Here is a 14,986-nt window from a genome sequence, read left to right as displayed (position 1 = left end):
GATTGCAAGGATAGTGTTAATCTAACATATTTCTTCGTCACCTTGCCAAGCTTGGCAATCACTTCGTGACGAGGTACATGCTCTACCAACTGAGCTATTCCCGCATTACAAAAAAGCTTCAGTAAACTTTGCGAAAGAATGAGCCCTCGCGAAAGTGGAGCGCATTGTACAAAAATAATGACAATGCGCAACCCTTATTTTATTTTTTTTGAAAAAAAGCGCCCTTTCGTCTAAATCGTAAACACTTTTTCACGGTAGAACTTGAGCTCTTCAATGGATTCGCGAATGTCGTCCAGGGCAAGGTGAGCACCTTGTTTGGTAAATCCGTCCAGAATCTCAGGTTCCCATCGTTTTACCAGCTCCTTTATAGAACTGACGTCGATACTGCGGTAGTGAAAATAGTCCTCCAGTTCAGGCATATATTTCACCATAAAGCGTCGATCCTGACCAATGGTGTTGCCGCAGAGCGGAGACTTACCTGCAGCCACATATTGGCTGAGGAAGGCAATTGTTTGTCGAGCAGCCTCGGCTTCATTAATTTGACTTTCCCGACAGCGTGCTGTCAAACCGCTGTTCCCGTGAACCCGTGTACACCACTCATCCATACCGTCGAGTATTTCATCAGGCTGATGAACGGCGATTACCGGCCCCTCTGCAAGCACATTCAATTGCGGGTCAGTAACGATAGTGGCAATCTCAAGCACTTTACAGGTTTCAGGGTCGAGCCCCGTCATTTCCATATCTATCCAAACCAGGTTGCCATCGTTTGTTGTCATGCATTCTTCCTCGTGATTAGCGTGGCACACCGGCCAGACAAACGGTATCATAACAGTAGTATACGTTAACTTTGCAGGAAATCGTGGCAAAAAAACCAAAACTCACCCATCGCCAGAAACGTCAGGTGGCAGCGAACAGAGCACGTAGGCTTAAAGATAAAGGTGTGGATTCACAAAACAGTCTGGATACAGCCAAGCTCTCCCAGGGCCGTGTGGTGGGACGGTTTGGAAAACACGCGGATGTGGAAGACGTCCAGGGAAATGTGTTCAGGTGCCATATTCGTCGCACGATTGAATCTGTTGTTTGTGGTGATGACGTGCTTTTTGATACTGGCACGCAAGGTGATTCAGGTGTTAGTGGTGTCATCGAAGTAGTTCGTGACCGCCGCTCTGTACTTACTCGCCCCGATTACTACGACGGCGTTAAACCTATTGCTGCCAACATAGACCAAATTATTGTAGTCAGTTCAGTAAAACCTGACCTGTCACTGAATATCATCGACCGCTACCTCATTGCCTGCGAGGACATTGGGATTTCACCCATCCTCATTTTAAACAAAACTGAACTATTGTCCGATGGGGAATTTGATGAAATTAAAGGGCAGTTAGCTATTTACGAGTTTTTGGGTTACCCGCTAATTTACACCAGTTGTAAGCGAGGCGATGGTATTGCCGAACTCAAAACTTGTCTGAATGATAAAGTGAGCGTGTTTGTTGGTCAGTCCGGGGTAGGAAAGTCCAGTCTTATAAATCAGGTACTCCCTGATGCCGATGAATTGGTTGGCGAAATTTCAGATAATTCAGGGTTGGGCCAACATACCACCACAGCGGCCAAACTGTTGCATTTCCCCGATGGCGGAGACCTTATCGATTCCCCCGGCGTTCGTGAGTTCGCGCTTTGGCATATGCCTGTTGAACGGATCACATGGGGTTTCATCGAGTTCAGGGACTATTTGGGTGGCTGTAAATTTCGCGATTGCAAACACCTTAATGACCCCGGCTGTCTGCTAAGAGCTGCCGTGGAAGAGGGTAAAATAAGTCAAACCCGCTTCGATAGCTATCACCGCATTTTGGCCACCATGGATGAACAGCGTCCGAGCTATACAAATCCGTTTTAGGCAATAGCCAACCGGCTTATATCAAACATTGATGGTTCATAACTCGAAATTGCATTATCCCAACAAATTTTGCGCTACAATTGGCCGCTGATAACCTTCACATTTGGTATTTTTTGGAGAGCTTGTGCTGGATTGGTTCAAAGTTAATTTACAATACGTTTTGCCCAAACATTTATTGTCTCGATTAGTGGGGAAATTTGCTGCTGCCGAAGCAGGCAAACTCACAACCCTATTTATTAAGTTCTTCATAAAAAAATACAAAGTGAATATGGATGAAGCTTTGTATCCCCATCCCGAGCACTATAAAACCTTCAACGAGTTCTTTACCCGTGAATTAAAGACTGACGCCCGCCCGCTTGCACAAGGCGACGATGTTATCGTTCAGGCCGTGGATGGCACCATGAGCCAATTCGGTGACATCCGTCAAGACAGTATTTTCCAGGCCAAGGGGCATGATTACAGCCTGACAACTTTGCTTGGTGGTAAACCCGAGCTCGCTCAACCCTTTAAGAACGGAAAGTTTGCCACTGTATACCTGGCGCCCCGCGATTACCATCGTATCCACATGCCAATAGAGGGCACGCTTACAGATATGGTTTACGTGCCAGGAGAGCTTTTCTCTGTAAACCCGTTAACAGCAGAAAATGTACCCGGATTGTTCGCACGTAACGAGCGCGTGATAGCATTTTTTGATACGCCAGTGGGAAAAATGGCCATGGTATTGGTTGGTGCTACGATAGTGGCCAGCATTGAAACAGTTTGGGCTGGTACAGTTACCCCGCCAGCTGGCAAGAATGTCCAGCACTGGCAATATGAGCAAGACTCAGAATCGAGCGTATTTTTGCAAAAAGGTGAAGAGTTGGGCCGGTTTAAACTGGGGTCAACCATTGTAGTGTGCTTCGAAAAAGACAGTATAGACTTTGAAGACTTGGCACCTGGCTTGGTGACGCGCCTGGGAGAGCCATTTGCGGTTATATCTGACAATGAGCCATCTTAACGAATGGACCCCGTAAAACGGAGTCTGATAGCGCTTCACTTTACCGTTATCTTACTAGGAGCAACTGGCTTATTTGCGAGTATCATTCCTTTGAGTGCCACCGATATTACTTTCGGTCGCTCGCTTTTTGCTTGCATCTGCCTGTTTCTCTTTTTACGTGTTTCCAAAACATCTTTAAGACTGAAGACGGCTAAGGACTACCGTACTGCGATTTGTCTGGGCGTCCTTATGGCCGTTCACTGGATAACTTATTTTGCAGCGATGCAATACGCCGGTGTAGCGGTAGGAATGATAGCGTTGTTCACCTTCCCGGTAATCACAGTGCTCATTGAACCCCTGTTTGAAAAAATCAGGCTTGTGTGGCAGGACTTTGTTAGTGCATTGATTGTGCTAACAGGTGTAGTATTGCTGGTACCTGAAATATCGCTGGAAAACGACGTTACCCTTGGGGTAATAATCGGGGTGTTTTCTGCCGTGCTCTATGCCATGAGAAATCTACTTCACCGGCAACATTTCTCACATTACTCTGGCGCGAAAGCCATGGCCTGGCAAATCCTTATCGTTACGGTATGTTTGTTACCCTTTTCAAGCCCGGACATGCGTGCAGCGAATGGCGAAACCTGGCTGTTACTCGCGCTTTTGGGGTCTTGCTTTACTGCCTTGCCCCACGCTCTTGTAGCAAGTTCGCTGCGCTACTTGCGAGCTAAGACATTCTCACTCATTGCATGTATGCAACCTATGTACGGCGTAATCCTTGCCATTATTTTACTGCAGGAGTCTCCGGGTTGGAAAGCGCTGATAGGCGGGGTTTTAGTTACATCCGCGTCCTTATACGAGACGTTAAATGCACACAAACTCCACAAGAGAAATCACTAGATGGATATTTTTGCCCATAGAGGCGCTAGCGGTAACGCTCCAGAGAACACACTACAGGCCTTTGACTTAGGGTTTGATCACGGTGCAACTGGCGTTGAGTTTGATACCTATGAAGTAGAAGACAAAATTATGGTCATCCACGACCGTCATCTTGAGCGCACAACGTCTGGAACAGGGCGGATTGAAAACTCAACCGTGGCATATTTACGCTCTTTGAATGCGGGAGGAAACGAACCAGTACCGTTTTTGGAAGAGGCGCTATGCACTGTGCCCGAAGGCAAGCTTTGCAATATTGAGATTAAAGCCGTGAAAGATGTGGAATCATGGATTTCTTGTTTTGAGCAGGCATGTAAGCAAGCAACAATAGCGGCAGAAAATATTATTATTTCGTCTTTCAACCACCCTCTACTACGCCATATCGCCCAGCTAAGGCCAGACGTAAAAATTGGCTTGCTCACCGCCAGTTACGAACTCGATATTCCTGCCTTTGTAAAAACGATGAATCCCTGGTCAGTCAATGTCGCTTTGGACGTAATAGATAAACCCATGGTAGACGCTATTCACAAAGAAGGCTGCAAGGCGTTTGTTTATACCGTCGATATGCCAGAGGATATCTTGTTAATGAAAGCCTGGGGTGTAGATGGGATTTTCACTAACTTTCCAAAGCGCGCCAGGGCACTAATCGATATAAGCTAAGTTTCTATTTAGTAAAGTGCGCAGAGAAAAGACTGTTTCGGCAACAATCACATTGCCGGCACAAACGCATATTAATCCAATGGCCAGTTACGATGAGCAAGGCACCGATAGTAACGGTAAGCGGCTCATAATGATGGCCGAAAATATCTTTAAACCAATAGATGAGTCCACCACTAAACAGCAACCCAAGAGGGTAAAATTGGCCGTGAAAGCGCAGAGCGCCATTAGTCAGCGCAACGCCACCAATAAGCATAGAAATAGTGAGAATACTACGCTCAAACCAGACTTGAGCAAAGAATGTAGACCCTATTAGGGGAATGAGCGGTAGCAAAAGAGGTAACGACAAGCAATGCAATGCACACAAGCCGGATATCCATATACCCAGCTTGTCTAATTTCGTCGAGTTGTCAGCGTCATCAATCGGCGTCATTATTGAGCTCATTCGCAAAAGGGACGTTATACTATAACAACCTGCAAAAAAAGCAAAATGTCAAACGCCAATTTTTAAACTAATTCGGCGCAACTAACGGTGGAACAACGATATTTTGTTTTGCCATCATAGTTCCTGGCGCCGGTGTAAACAAATCACTGACCGATGCCAACTGAACCCCTGCCCCATCCAATTCCGGTAATTTCTTTCGTAAGAAACGCAATGTAATTGGATAGGGGTGCGCAATAGCCACTGCAACCCCTTGCTTTTTAGCTAATTCCAGCAACCGCTGATATTGCTTTTCCATGGCTTCATGCGTACGTACATGGTCCAAAAATACGTGGCGTCGCGCCGTAGGTACACCGGCATGAAGAGCAGCATCTTCTGCAACAGTTTTTACGGAAGTACGACTGTCGATAAAGAACAAATCCCGCCGCTTTATCATTGCCATTAACGAACGCATAGGACCGGCTAAACTAGTAAGCCTGCTGCCCATGTGATTGTTCACACCAATGGCATACGGTACTTTATTGAGTGCCTGTTCGAACAATCGCTGCATTTGAGTATCGTACATGCCCACTTTAAGGCCATCAGGCCCCATGTCCTGTCCGTCGTAGGACTCCATGGGCATGTGTAACATTATATCCCGCCCCTGGGCATGAGCCAGTTCGGACAATTCAGTTGTCAGGGGAGCATCAGGTAAAATCGAGAACGTCACTTCTCTGGGCAGGTCTAAAGCCCTGTGATCAGAGTCGCGATGTCCGATGTCGTCTATGATCAAGACGATTTTTGGTTGGACACTTGCAGCTGTGACTGGTAGACAGAAGAGTGTAAACAACACACTCAAAAACAACGCAAACCAATCAAACAACTGACGGTCAGTTCTTTTGAGTAAACAAATTTTTAGCAAGCGCACGCCTATTATAATTGTAAAGTGCCCGTATTCCCTTTTGGGCTATTTATTTAGTATTTATATCCATACATAACGAGCATAACAGCGATTTTAGAAATTTGAAGTTTGTTGTAAGGTTTTTTGCTTTTTTTTTGCAAAAACACAACTTTTAGACAGGAAGAAGTACATCTGGGTAGGCGTGAAGCGCTGTGGCCCCACCTGTGTGGAGGAAAATTACCGTATCGGTGGATCTGAAATCCTTATTTCGAAAACCACTAATAACCGCAGCGAGCGCTTTTGCGGAATAAACCGGATCAACAAGAATCCCTTCTTTTCTGGCCATCAAATGAAGCGCTTCATTACCTTGGTGAGACGGTATTCCATAAGCCTCGCCTTGAAAGCCAGGTAGCAATGTAAACACTGGAGGGACGTTCAGAGACAAAGAAAAAGACGACACCATTTCATCGGCAATAGCTTTAACATTGTTAAGAACGGCAGCATGATCAGATTTATACACGTTAACACCAACAACGTTAAACGGGTTTCCTAACAGCGCGTTGCCAACAACTAAACCGGCCTGGGTACCGCCACTCGCGCTGGCGTGAAAAATAAAACACCTTCCACGATTGAGATGTGCTTTGCATTGCTGAGCCAACTCGTCCACCGCACAGGCATACCCCACAGCCCCCAAGGCATTGGAACCGCCAGTGGGAATAAAATACGGCTTTTTGCCTTGTTGCTTTTTTTGCTTTTGGAGTTCTGCCACCTTATTTTGCTGCATCGCTGCATCAGGTACCCGATGAATAGTGGCACCGAGAAACTCGTTCAACAATATATTGCCATTTTTTACATACACATCCTGTGTTCTTGGTACCGACGTTGATAACACGACATCACACTCTAACCCCATCGACGCACAAGCCGCTGCAGTTTGCCTGACGTGATTCGATTGCAAGGCACCTACGGTAATAACAGAAGTAGCGCCTTTCTCAAGTGCGCCACCGAGAATGAACTCCAACTTGCGGGTTTTATTTCCACCGTGGGCTAAGCCAGTGCAGTCATCACGCTTAACCAGAATTGTGCCACCTTCGGCGCCAATTGCAGCGGCAAAACGGGGAACAGGTGACAATGGAGTGGGTAAAAAAGCCAGTTGTTTGCGAGGAAGTTCAGAGAGTTGCATCAGACACCTACAAATCAAGCCAACTTGAGGGATTTAGCGCCTTGCCTTTGTGGCGAATTTCAAAGTAAAGATTCGGCGATACCTGACCGCCACTTTGCCCGACAAGGGCAATAGTTTCTCCGTCAACAACGGTGTCACCAGCCTGTTTAAGCAATGCCTGGTTATGCCCGTAAACACTCATATAGCCTTTCCCATGGTCGATAATAGTGACCAAGCCAAACCCTCTTAACCAGTCAGAATAGAGTACTCGACCATGAGACACTGCTCGCACGGAACTGCCTTCAGCACCCTCAATAATAATGCCTTTCCACCGCACCTGACCTTGCCGACGAGAACCGAAAAGCCGTCTGACATTGCCTGACGCTGGTTTTATCAGCTTGCCCTTAACTCCGGACAGACCTTCTAACTCGGTATTAGCTAATTCTGCCCGCCGCCTGGCTTCCTCAATAGCACTGACTAATGCAGCTTCGTTTTGTTTTAACTCGTTGACCTTAGCGGCGTCGGAAGCAATTTTTTGATTGAGCTTTGCCAGGGTGCTTTTTCGGTCTTGTTGCCGGGTAACCAGCACGTTTCGTTGATTTTTCTGTTTTGTCAGCAATGTGTTCAGTTCTTCAGCTTTTTGTGCCAGCCCCAGGGTAACAGTTTCAAGTCTGGCCACGTTGTTTTTAAAACGCGTTATTTGCGCTAGCCTCGCCTTGCTGAGATATTGATAATAAGTCAGCACGCGCTCGAATGTGCTCGCCTCATCCTGATAAAAAAGCATTTTGGCGTAATCAAAATTGCCCGCCATAAAGGCACTTTTGAGCTGACCTGCTAATGTTTCCTGCTGTTGAATGATGGCCTTTTTCAACTCCAACTGCTCTGCAGTCAGCTTTTTCTGTTGATCTCGATTATCATCCAGTGCCTGAGATGTAACATTCAGTGCCCGCGCAACCTCTGCTATTTCAAGCTCTGACTGTCTCAACGCATATACCAGCTCATCAGCATTGGCTTTGTTGGCAGCGAGGGTGGCCTGACGTGCTTTGAGCTCTGCCTGTAGCTCAGCGAGCTTTGCCTCGGCCTGCTCTTGGGCAACAGCAGACACCGGCAATAGCAAGCAACTTATCAGACAAATAAGCACCAGCCCACATTTGCGAGGAAACAGGTACCAAAATTGATTACCGTGGTATGTCATAGGTTCCGTGTACTGTAAGTGCGCACTTTTTACTGCGAGCATGAGGAATTTCTTGAGTTAACACCATAATATATCAACAAGATAGAGGATTCATCAGCATTCTAACGCATATCCCAATACGTCAAAGCTGGTTTCTAACCTATTTTTCTATATACTTTGCAGTCGTTTTTACTCGTCCAACCATATAAAAGGTTTTTTTGAAATGGAACAGCTCGTCGAATTCGCTGGCAATAATATGTTACTGGCTGGCGCCTGGGTAGCCTTAGTTGGCATGTTAATTTTTAGCTATGTCTCTGCCCTTGGCTCTTCTGTAAAAGAAGTAAATACTCATGAGATGACCTTATTAATTAATAAAGAAGACGCTGTTGTCCTGGACACCAGAGCACAAAAAGAATTTAAAGCTGGTCACATTTTGGGGGCTAGACAAATTAAACCTGAAGAACTGCGGGAGAAAAATTTCAAAAAGCTTGAAAACGCAAAGGACAAACCCATTATTGTTGTTTGTGCAATGGGTAATACTGCACGTGGCGTGGCAAGCGCCATGACAAAAGCGGGCTTTGACAATGTTAAAGTACTCAAGGGCGGCATGAACGCCTGGTCTTCTGCAGGGCTCCCCGTTTCAAAGTAATAGGAGCAAATTTGTGAGCAAAGTTGAGATTTACACCAAGGGGTACTGCCCGTATTGTCATCGTGCAAAAGCGTTGCTGTCTCAAAAAGGTGTCGAATTTAAAGAAATCGCCATCGATGTAAACCCAGAGTTGCGCGAAGTGATGATAGAGCGCGCCAATGGCGGTTATACCGTGCCACAAATTTTCATCAATGATACCCACGTGGGCGGATGTGATGATTTATTCGCTCTGGAATCAAAAAATAAACTTGATGCGTTACTGGCTCAGTAGCGCTCTATTTTCATAGTAATTGCAATCCAGCAAGTATCGACGTTACAGGATCTAAAATAATCATGGCTGAAGAAAATCAAAACACTAACGGTGCAGACGCGGGCCAACAACAAGCAGCCCCTCAGTTTAATATCCAACGCATTTATACAAAGGATATCTCTTTTGAATCACCAAATGCACCCGCGGTGTTCCAAAAGGAATGGAAACCAGAAATTAAGCTGGATATCGACACCTCTACTGACAAGATGGCAGAAAACGCTTTCGAAGTTGTTCTGTCTGTAACTGTTACAGCCAGTATTGGCGAAGAAACTGCTTTCCTGTGCGAAGTTGAGCAGGCGGGTATTTTTGCCGTTGCACCTGAAATGCCAGACCAGGCAAAAGCGCATTTGTTGGGCTCTTATTGTCCTAACCTGCTCTTCCCTTATGCAAGAGAAGCGATTTCCAACCTGGTTAACCGTGGTACATTCCCACCGCTGAATTTGGCACCTGTTAACTTTGACGCTATTTTTGCGGCATATATGCAAAAACGCGCACAACAGGCCCAGGAAGAAGGCGGTCAGAAGCTGGACGCGTAAACAGTGATGAACGCACGCTCAGTATCGGTACTCGGCGCAGGGTCTTACGGCACCGCCCTTGCCTTTTGTCTTGCCAGAAACGCTATTCCCACACTCATTTGGGGTCGTGATAGCACTCACATGCAAGCATTGGCCAGTGAGCGTGAAAACGCTCGGTATTTACCGGGCGCAGCATTTCCCGACAGTTTACAGGTAGAGCCTGACTTAGCTACCGCTGTTGCTGCCAGCAGAGACATTTTAATAGTGGTTCCAAGTCACGGATTCAAAGACTTATTGGTTGCCATTAAACCCATGCTCACCTCTCAACACCGTTTGATCTGGGCAACCAAAGGCCTGGAGCCCGGCACGGGTAGATTGCTGCGTGATGTCGCTTTGGACGTGCTTGGAGATATCTACCCCCTTGCGGTTTTATCCGGTCCCACCTTTGCCAAAGAAATGGCTGCTGGGTTACCTACCGCAATATCCTTATCATCTACCAGTCAAGCGCTGATCGATGACTTTGCCCAAAAACTACATTGCAGCCGCTCTTTCAGGGTTTACAAGAACCCCGATTTCACCGGTGTTCAGCTTGGTGGAGCGGTCAAAAATGTGATTGCCATTGGAGCAGGACTCGCTGACGGTCTGGGCTTTGGCGCAAACGCCAGAACCGCCTTGATCACGAGAGGTCTGGCCGAGTTAACCCGTCTTGGTGTGAAGCTTGGCGCACAGCCTGAAACGTTTATGGGGATGGCCGGCCTTGGTGATCTGGTGCTAACGTGCACAGACAACCAATCCCGTAACCGTCGCTTCGGTTTGGCGCTCGGCGAAGGTAAAGATGTCGAAACCGCCATTAAGGATATAGGGCAGGTTGTTGAAGGTTACCGCAACACCGAGGAAGTACATATTCTGGCCAGGAAATACGGCGTTGAAATGCCTATTTGCGAACAAATTTATGCCGTTCTCTATGAAGGAAAGTCGCCAAAAGAAGCCGCTTTGGCATTACTTGCAAGAGATTTAAAAGCCGAGTAATTAACGGCTTTGAGTACTGATAACGGAGCCAGTCGCGCTTCGGAGTTAGCGTTTATTCACCAAGTGACATGCAGGCAGCTTTGTTAGAAACTTTAACGGGCACCTTCGTAACCTAATTGTCGCCAACTTTCATAAACAAAAACAGATACTGCGTTTGAAAGATTCATGCTGCGACTGCCAGGCGACATGGGTATACGCACCCGTTGCTCCGGTGGTAACGACTGGATAATATCGTCTGGTAAACCGCGGGTTTCCGGACCAAATAATAAAGCATCACCCTTTTGATACTGCACATCACTGTGAAATGATTTTCCTTTTGTTGTGCAGGCAAAAAGTCGCTGGGGTGAAGCATTTAGAAGGTATGCATCCAAACTAACGTGGCGCTTTACATCAGCAAATTCGTGGTAATCAAGGCCAGCTCTACGAACGCGTTTATCGTCCCATTCAAAGCCCAGGGGCTCAATGAGATGGAGCGAGAATCCGGTATTTGCACAAAGCCGAATAATGTTTCCTGTATTAGGAGGGATCTCCGGTTGAAAAAGAATAATGTCTAGCATGTATGCCACCGCTTATCTATTTGGCGCGCTAGCATAAGCCCAGAGACCGCGCGATACAAGTACCGCGCGTCCGTAGTTGCGTTTTGCTTAATATTGGTGCATTGCTACGCTATTGAGGGTGCAAAACACGGTTGGAATTGCGCTGCGCAAGCCAACGGCGTGCACGGCGTTGAGCTGATGAAGAAGGGAGTACACTTGGCAAGCTCAAGGATACAGGTAACGTGGCTTCCATGGCGTGGCCATAAACACTGGCTAGCCCCGTATCACCAACAACATGTAATTTCATGTTTTTTAGCTGTTTATCTGGTTTCATTTCATTCTGCCTTTTCGGTGCTGCGAGTGCCTCTGCGGGCATTTTCTGTTTTCTTCGGTATTTAACACTGGCTCCCATCGTTAAATCACGCAAAGCGTCCAGGGAAAACCAGTTTTAGTTATCAACAGGTATTGCACAACGCGTTCCTACTTTAGTTCTGTCAATAAAAATTCATCAAAAAGTAGTAACTTCATGGCCTTAGTTCAGCTCTACGCGAATAAGCTAGGGCATCAATCCAAGTTTTTTAATTCAGAATGTGTAATTTTTTCCACAGATTGTAAAAGTTTACTGCCGGGTAATCTGGGAGTATTGAGTGAGGAAGTCTAGTAGAAGCGTCATCACTGGACGACGGATATCATCTCGTTCTATGAGCAACTCGTGACGAGCACCTGGAATCGTTTTAAATGTAGCATTTGGCAGTTTTTTGGCTACGCGTTTTTGCCTGCGATTATCAACAACTTTGTCAGCCCCAGCGCTTAGCACGAGGCAGGGTAAACCGAGGTTACCTATTCGTTGTTCAATATCGTCCATTGCTGACAATGCCGCTTTTAGCCAGTTAAATGTAACACCGCCAAGCTGAAGAGAAGGGGTTTCTGTATAGAGTTTGCGAAACACCTGATACCTAATGGGGCTTTGCGTGAGTTTATTTTGGCTAAACGGCACCGCGGCATAATCTGCCTGTCCGTAAAAATAACCGAAGTTTTTTCCCAGACGAGAATATTTACGCATGGATGCATTCAACAATGCCTTTTCAATCCAAGCAGGTAAAGCAGGCCGGATACCAAACATAGGTGAACAGAAAACCACACGCTGAAATGCACTTGGCGCGAGCAAGGCTGTTAGTGCCCCGATGGCGCATCCCATGCTGTGAGCAATCAGATATCGAGGGCCTTCGGGGGCAAGCTTGCTAACAATATCGTTAATAAACTGCATCATATCCGTCACATAGTCGTTAAAGGTAGTTACGTACCCGTGATGTGGATTGTCAGTCATGCGCTCAGACAACCCCTGGCCCCTGTGGTCATGGATAAATACCGCAAAACCATTTCGATAGAAATCGTAGATAACTTCTTTATATTTTAGATAAGCTTCAATACGGCCAGTACTTATCACTATCGTCCCCCTAGACGATTCAGGCGCGCACCAAGCGTACGCAAGCTGCACCTCATCGACACCGGAAAAGCTGCCGGTAACAACGCAATCTTGCCAGAACCCATCTATCGTTTGGGCCGCACTCTGCAACTGTGTTTCAGATGTTATTTTCCAGTCCATGACTCTCTGCAGCTGCGTGGTAATGTGATTTCCACATGCAAGCCGCCGCGTTCGCTTCGATTCGCAATTATACTGCCATGATGCAGGTCCACTGCGGCTTTTGCAATGGCCAGTCCCAGTCCTACACCTCCGGATTCTCTATCCCGTGCCAGGCTGGCGCGATAGAAAGGCGCGAAGATAGCCTCACATTCATCGTCAGACAACCCCGGTCCATCATCGTCGACCGTAATCTTCCAATACTGTTCTTCTGTTTCAACGTACAGTGCTACTTTCAGTTCAGCGTACCTCAATGCATTGCGCACTACATTTTCGACAGCGCGACTAATGAGTGTGGCATTCACTGGCACGGCTTCATCTGGGATTGTACCAACAACTAACTGCTTATTGAGATTCTCGGCCTCGAACCTGGCGTCAGATACAATCCCGTCCAATAGGGTCTTTATGTTAAAAGGGCGTATTTCAGGTTTACCTGCTCCGGCTCGTGTAAGCTGCAAAAGCTGGCTTATCAACGCTTCCATTCGCTCTGCTTCCCGCTCAATCCTTTCTAGTGACTGAGTATCTACTCCCTTCTGATGGGCTAAGCCAACCGCCATTTGCAAACGGGCTAAAGGTGAGCGCAATTCATGAGAAATATCAGCCAGTAAGCGCTGTTGAGCTTGCCACAACTTTTCTAGTTGTGCAGCCATACTGTTGAAGTCTCTCGCCAAATGGCCTAACTCATCTTTTCTCAATGCCGGCTTTTCAACCCGGGCTTGCCAGTCTCCTGACGCAAGTTTTCTGCTCGCTTCCTGGATATGATCAATGGGCTTAACTAAAGAGCGAGCGAACAAATAGGACAATAGTACCGTGACCAAAAGTGCCGTTACCATAAAGTAAACGATGGGGCGCTGGGTATTTGGTGGGCCAGCGGGAAAACCCACAAAAACAGCGTATTCGGTATCTTTTATCGACACTTTCATCGGTCCAACAGCGCGGAAACCACCCTGTTTCAGGGTAAGGGGTTCATCCTCATACGCTAGCTGTAAAAAACTCCGGCGCTCCATTAGCGGCATTGGCGGCCCGCCACCGCGAATCACCTGCCCAGTTTTCAGATCGACAACAATTATCATGTGTCGGGAAATACGGTCAACGCGATTCAACAATCGTCTCAATGGTTGAGCTTCTTCACGACTCACCCGTTTCAACGTGCTCACACCGCGTTGCAATGCGCTTGCTTCTTGCTCTGTTGGTGTCTCAATTACCATCTCGTCTGAAAAGAAGCGAACGGCGTAGAAGGTGATGGTTGCAGTGGCAATAAAGGTAATCCAGAACCATAGGAATAGCCGACCTACCATTCGTCTGGCTGGGTTAACTTTATCAAACCACTTCATGATGATAATCTGAGCAGATACCCTGCCCCCCTGATAGTTTTTATTTTGTCCTCAGATGTAGTTTCGGCCAACTTTTTGCGCAAATTACTCACGTGCATATCTATACTGCGATCAAATGCCTGAAGTGGTTTGCCTAGCACGTTTTGACTGATGTCTTCTTTAGTAACCCGCTCTCCGGCATTTACCATGAGAAGTTGGAGTATGGAGAACTCTGTGTTTGTCAGCGTGAGAGGCTGACCATGACACATAGCCGATTGTCTGGCATTACTCAGCTCAATGCCATTGACGGTCAAGTCTTGCTGATGTCTCGACTGGCTGCTTAAATCCAGACGACGAAATATTGCTTTTACCCGTGCAACGAGTTCCCTGTGGTTAAAAGGCTTGGGCAGATAATCGTCTGCGCCTAACTCAAGCCCCAAAATTCTGTCGTAGTCATCGCCTCTGGCTGTCAGCATCAACACAGGTGTTAAATGGGTAATTCGCAGTTTTTTAAGCACGTCGAAACCGTCCATTCCCGGCATCATGACATCCAGTAAGATTAAATCTACCTTCTCTGTGGACGTTGCTAAGCTTAGGCCTTTCATACTGTCGTTTTCTACCATAACGCGGTAGCCACTACCTTCAAGGTAGTCTTTGAGCATATCAGTCAGTTCATGATCATCATCAATAATAAGTATGGTTTGACTTTTGGCACCAGCAACCATGTTATTTCCTCCAGACGACGGTAATAGGGAAAAGCTTCGCGTTCCGTAGCGAGCCATAGTGCCTACTATGGACTTGGGAAAAGTGGACTCTGTCACGGTAATCTCCTGTTTAGTTTACCCTAACAAGACCATTGTAAAGACGTATTACT

At 46.7% G+C, this 14,986-nt stretch carries 18 protein-coding genes; 8 read left to right on the top strand and 10 right to left on the bottom strand.

The annotated features are described in order from the left end of the window. Positions 1 to 230: 230 nt before the first annotated feature. Positions 231 to 776, bottom strand: coding sequence for an oligoribonuclease (orn, locus tag ACXACM_RS06065; protein WP_474820478.1), 546 nt, complete (start codon positions 774 to 776; stop codon positions 231 to 233). Between the two features lie 83 nt (positions 777 to 859). Between orn and rsgA the strand changes: the two genes are divergently transcribed. The 4 genes from rsgA (at position 860) to ACXACM_RS06045 (ending at position 4,463) form a co-directional block, all read left to right on the top strand. Further along, on the top strand, positions 860 to 1,894 hold the full coding sequence (gene rsgA / locus ACXACM_RS06060) for a small ribosomal subunit biogenesis GTPase RsgA (RefSeq protein ID WP_474820477.1): 1,035 nt from the start codon (positions 860 to 862) through the stop codon (positions 1,892 to 1,894). Positions 1,895 to 2,018: 124 nt separating this feature from the next. Continuing rightward, complete coding sequence (gene asd, locus ACXACM_RS06055) at positions 2,019 to 2,891, top strand: archaetidylserine decarboxylase (RefSeq protein ID WP_474820475.1); 873 nt, start codon at positions 2,019 to 2,021, stop codon at positions 2,889 to 2,891. A 3-nt stretch (positions 2,892 to 2,894) separates the two neighbouring features. Continuing rightward, positions 2,895 to 3,767, top strand: coding sequence for a DMT family transporter (locus ACXACM_RS06050; RefSeq protein ID WP_474820474.1), 873 nt, complete (start codon positions 2,895 to 2,897; stop codon positions 3,765 to 3,767). Next, complete coding sequence (locus ACXACM_RS06045; RefSeq protein ID WP_474820473.1) at positions 3,768 to 4,463, top strand: glycerophosphodiester phosphodiesterase; 696 nt, start codon at positions 3,768 to 3,770, stop codon at positions 4,461 to 4,463. It begins immediately after the preceding gene. A 4-nt stretch (positions 4,464 to 4,467) separates the two neighbouring features. Here ACXACM_RS06045 and ACXACM_RS06040 read toward each other — a convergent pair whose 3' ends face one another. The 4 genes from ACXACM_RS06040 to ACXACM_RS06025 all read right to left on the bottom strand — a co-directional run bounded on the left by ACXACM_RS06040 (position 4,468) and on the right by ACXACM_RS06025 (position 8,139). Next, entirely contained in the window at positions 4,468 to 4,893 is a 426-nt protein-coding gene (locus tag ACXACM_RS06040; RefSeq protein WP_474820471.1) for a MerC domain-containing protein, read from the bottom strand. Positions 4,894 to 4,972: 79 nt separating this feature from the next. Beyond that, positions 4,973 to 5,803, bottom strand: a complete 831-nt coding sequence (locus tag ACXACM_RS06035) for a divergent polysaccharide deacetylase family protein (RefSeq protein ID WP_474820469.1) — start codon at positions 5,801 to 5,803, stop codon at positions 4,973 to 4,975. A 151-nt stretch (positions 5,804 to 5,954) separates the two neighbouring features. Next, a complete protein-coding gene (locus tag ACXACM_RS06030; protein WP_474820468.1) occupies positions 5,955 to 6,965 on the bottom strand; it encodes a D-cysteine desulfhydrase family protein in 1,011 nt (336 codons plus the stop codon). Positions 6,966 to 6,972: 7 nt separating this feature from the next. Beyond that, positions 6,973 to 8,139, bottom strand: a complete 1,167-nt coding sequence (locus ACXACM_RS06025) for a murein hydrolase activator EnvC family protein (protein ID WP_474824245.1) — start codon at positions 8,137 to 8,139, stop codon at positions 6,973 to 6,975. 202 nt (positions 8,140 to 8,341) lie between these two features. On the opposite strand from ACXACM_RS06025, the gene ACXACM_RS06020 reads away from it, so the two are divergent. From ACXACM_RS06020 to gpsA, 4 genes are all read left to right on the top strand, one after another. After that, on the top strand, positions 8,342 to 8,767 hold the full coding sequence (locus ACXACM_RS06020) for a rhodanese-like domain-containing protein (RefSeq protein ID WP_474820467.1): 426 nt from the start codon (positions 8,342 to 8,344) through the stop codon (positions 8,765 to 8,767). Positions 8,768 to 8,780: 13 nt separating this feature from the next. Further along, a complete protein-coding gene (gene grxC, locus ACXACM_RS06015) occupies positions 8,781 to 9,038 on the top strand; it encodes a glutaredoxin 3 (RefSeq protein WP_474820465.1) in 258 nt (85 codons plus the stop codon). A 62-nt stretch (positions 9,039 to 9,100) separates the two neighbouring features. Then, positions 9,101 to 9,613, top strand: a complete 513-nt coding sequence (gene secB, locus ACXACM_RS06010; RefSeq protein ID WP_474820464.1) for a protein-export chaperone SecB — start codon at positions 9,101 to 9,103, stop codon at positions 9,611 to 9,613. A 6-nt stretch (positions 9,614 to 9,619) separates the two neighbouring features. Beyond that, the gene (gene gpsA / locus ACXACM_RS06005; protein WP_474820463.1) at positions 9,620 to 10,621 is read left to right on the top strand and encodes an NAD(P)H-dependent glycerol-3-phosphate dehydrogenase; all 1,002 of its coding nucleotides are present in this window, start codon (positions 9,620 to 9,622) and stop codon (positions 10,619 to 10,621) included. A 92-nt stretch (positions 10,622 to 10,713) separates the two neighbouring features. Here the strand turns inward: gpsA and trmL are convergent, their stop codons facing one another. From trmL to ACXACM_RS05980, 5 genes are all read right to left on the bottom strand, one after another. After that, the gene (trmL, locus tag ACXACM_RS06000) at positions 10,714 to 11,178 is read right to left on the bottom strand and encodes a tRNA (uridine(34)/cytosine(34)/5-carboxymethylaminomethyluridine(34)-2'-O)-methyltransferase TrmL (RefSeq protein ID WP_474820461.1); all 465 of its coding nucleotides are present in this window, start codon (positions 11,176 to 11,178) and stop codon (positions 10,714 to 10,716) included. A 109-nt stretch (positions 11,179 to 11,287) separates the two neighbouring features. Beyond that, entirely contained in the window at positions 11,288 to 11,491 is a 204-nt protein-coding gene (locus ACXACM_RS05995) for a hypothetical protein (RefSeq protein WP_474820460.1), read from the bottom strand. Between the two features lie 285 nt (positions 11,492 to 11,776). Next, positions 11,777 to 12,763: an alpha/beta fold hydrolase gene (locus tag ACXACM_RS05990; RefSeq protein ID WP_474820459.1), complete on the bottom strand. Its 987-nt coding sequence runs from the start codon at positions 12,761 to 12,763 to the stop codon at positions 11,777 to 11,779. Beyond that, positions 12,748 to 14,133, bottom strand: a complete 1,386-nt coding sequence (locus ACXACM_RS05985; RefSeq protein ID WP_474820457.1) for an ATP-binding protein — start codon at positions 14,131 to 14,133, stop codon at positions 12,748 to 12,750. The genes ACXACM_RS05990 and ACXACM_RS05985 overlap by 16 nt, the downstream gene beginning before the upstream one ends. Then, a complete protein-coding gene (locus tag ACXACM_RS05980; RefSeq protein ID WP_474824243.1) occupies positions 14,130 to 14,837 on the bottom strand; it encodes a response regulator in 708 nt (235 codons plus the stop codon). Before ACXACM_RS05980 ends, ACXACM_RS05985 begins: the two co-directional genes overlap by 4 nt. Between the last annotated feature and the right edge of the window lie 149 nt (positions 14,838 to 14,986).

This window comes from Alteromonas sp. AWQ4_252, assembly GCF_056158205.1.
Note: the sequence above shows the minus strand (reverse complement) of the source record. Positions and strands in the feature narration are given on the sequence as shown.

Coding starts and splice junctions, on each gene's coding strand:
- orn (WP_474820478.1), bottom strand. CDS start 776: ATGACAACAAACGATGGCAACCTGGTTTGGATAGATATGGAAATGACG.
- ACXACM_RS06050 (WP_474820474.1), top strand. CDS start 2,895: ATGGACCCCGTAAAACGGAGTCTGATAGCGCTTCACTTTACCGTTATC.
- ACXACM_RS06045 (WP_474820473.1), top strand. CDS start 3,768: ATGGATATTTTTGCCCATAGAGGCGCTAGCGGTAACGCTCCAGAGAAC.
- ACXACM_RS06040 (WP_474820471.1), bottom strand. CDS start 4,893: ATGACGCCGATTGATGACGCTGACAACTCGACGAAATTAGACAAGCTG.
- ACXACM_RS06030 (WP_474820468.1), bottom strand. CDS start 6,965: ATGCAACTCTCTGAACTTCCTCGCAAACAACTGGCTTTTTTACCCACT.
- ACXACM_RS06025 (WP_474824245.1), bottom strand. CDS start 8,139: ATGACATACCACGGTAATCAATTTTGGTACCTGTTTCCTCGCAAATGT.
- ACXACM_RS06020 (WP_474820467.1), top strand. CDS start 8,342: ATGGAACAGCTCGTCGAATTCGCTGGCAATAATATGTTACTGGCTGGC.
- secB (WP_474820464.1), top strand. CDS start 9,101: ATGGCTGAAGAAAATCAAAACACTAACGGTGCAGACGCGGGCCAACAA.
- gpsA (WP_474820463.1), top strand. CDS start 9,620: ATGAACGCACGCTCAGTATCGGTACTCGGCGCAGGGTCTTACGGCACC.
- trmL (WP_474820461.1), bottom strand. CDS start 11,178: ATGCTAGACATTATTCTTTTTCAACCGGAGATCCCTCCTAATACAGGA.
- ACXACM_RS05995 (WP_474820460.1), bottom strand. CDS start 11,491: ATGAAACCAGATAAACAGCTAAAAAACATGAAATTACATGTTGTTGGT.
- ACXACM_RS05990 (WP_474820459.1), bottom strand. CDS start 12,763: ATGGACTGGAAAATAACATCTGAAACACAGTTGCAGAGTGCGGCCCAA.
- ACXACM_RS05985 (WP_474820457.1), bottom strand. CDS start 14,133: ATGAAGTGGTTTGATAAAGTTAACCCAGCCAGACGAATGGTAGGTCGG.
- ACXACM_RS05980 (WP_474824243.1), bottom strand. CDS start 14,837: ATGGTTGCTGGTGCCAAAAGTCAAACCATACTTATTATTGATGATGAT.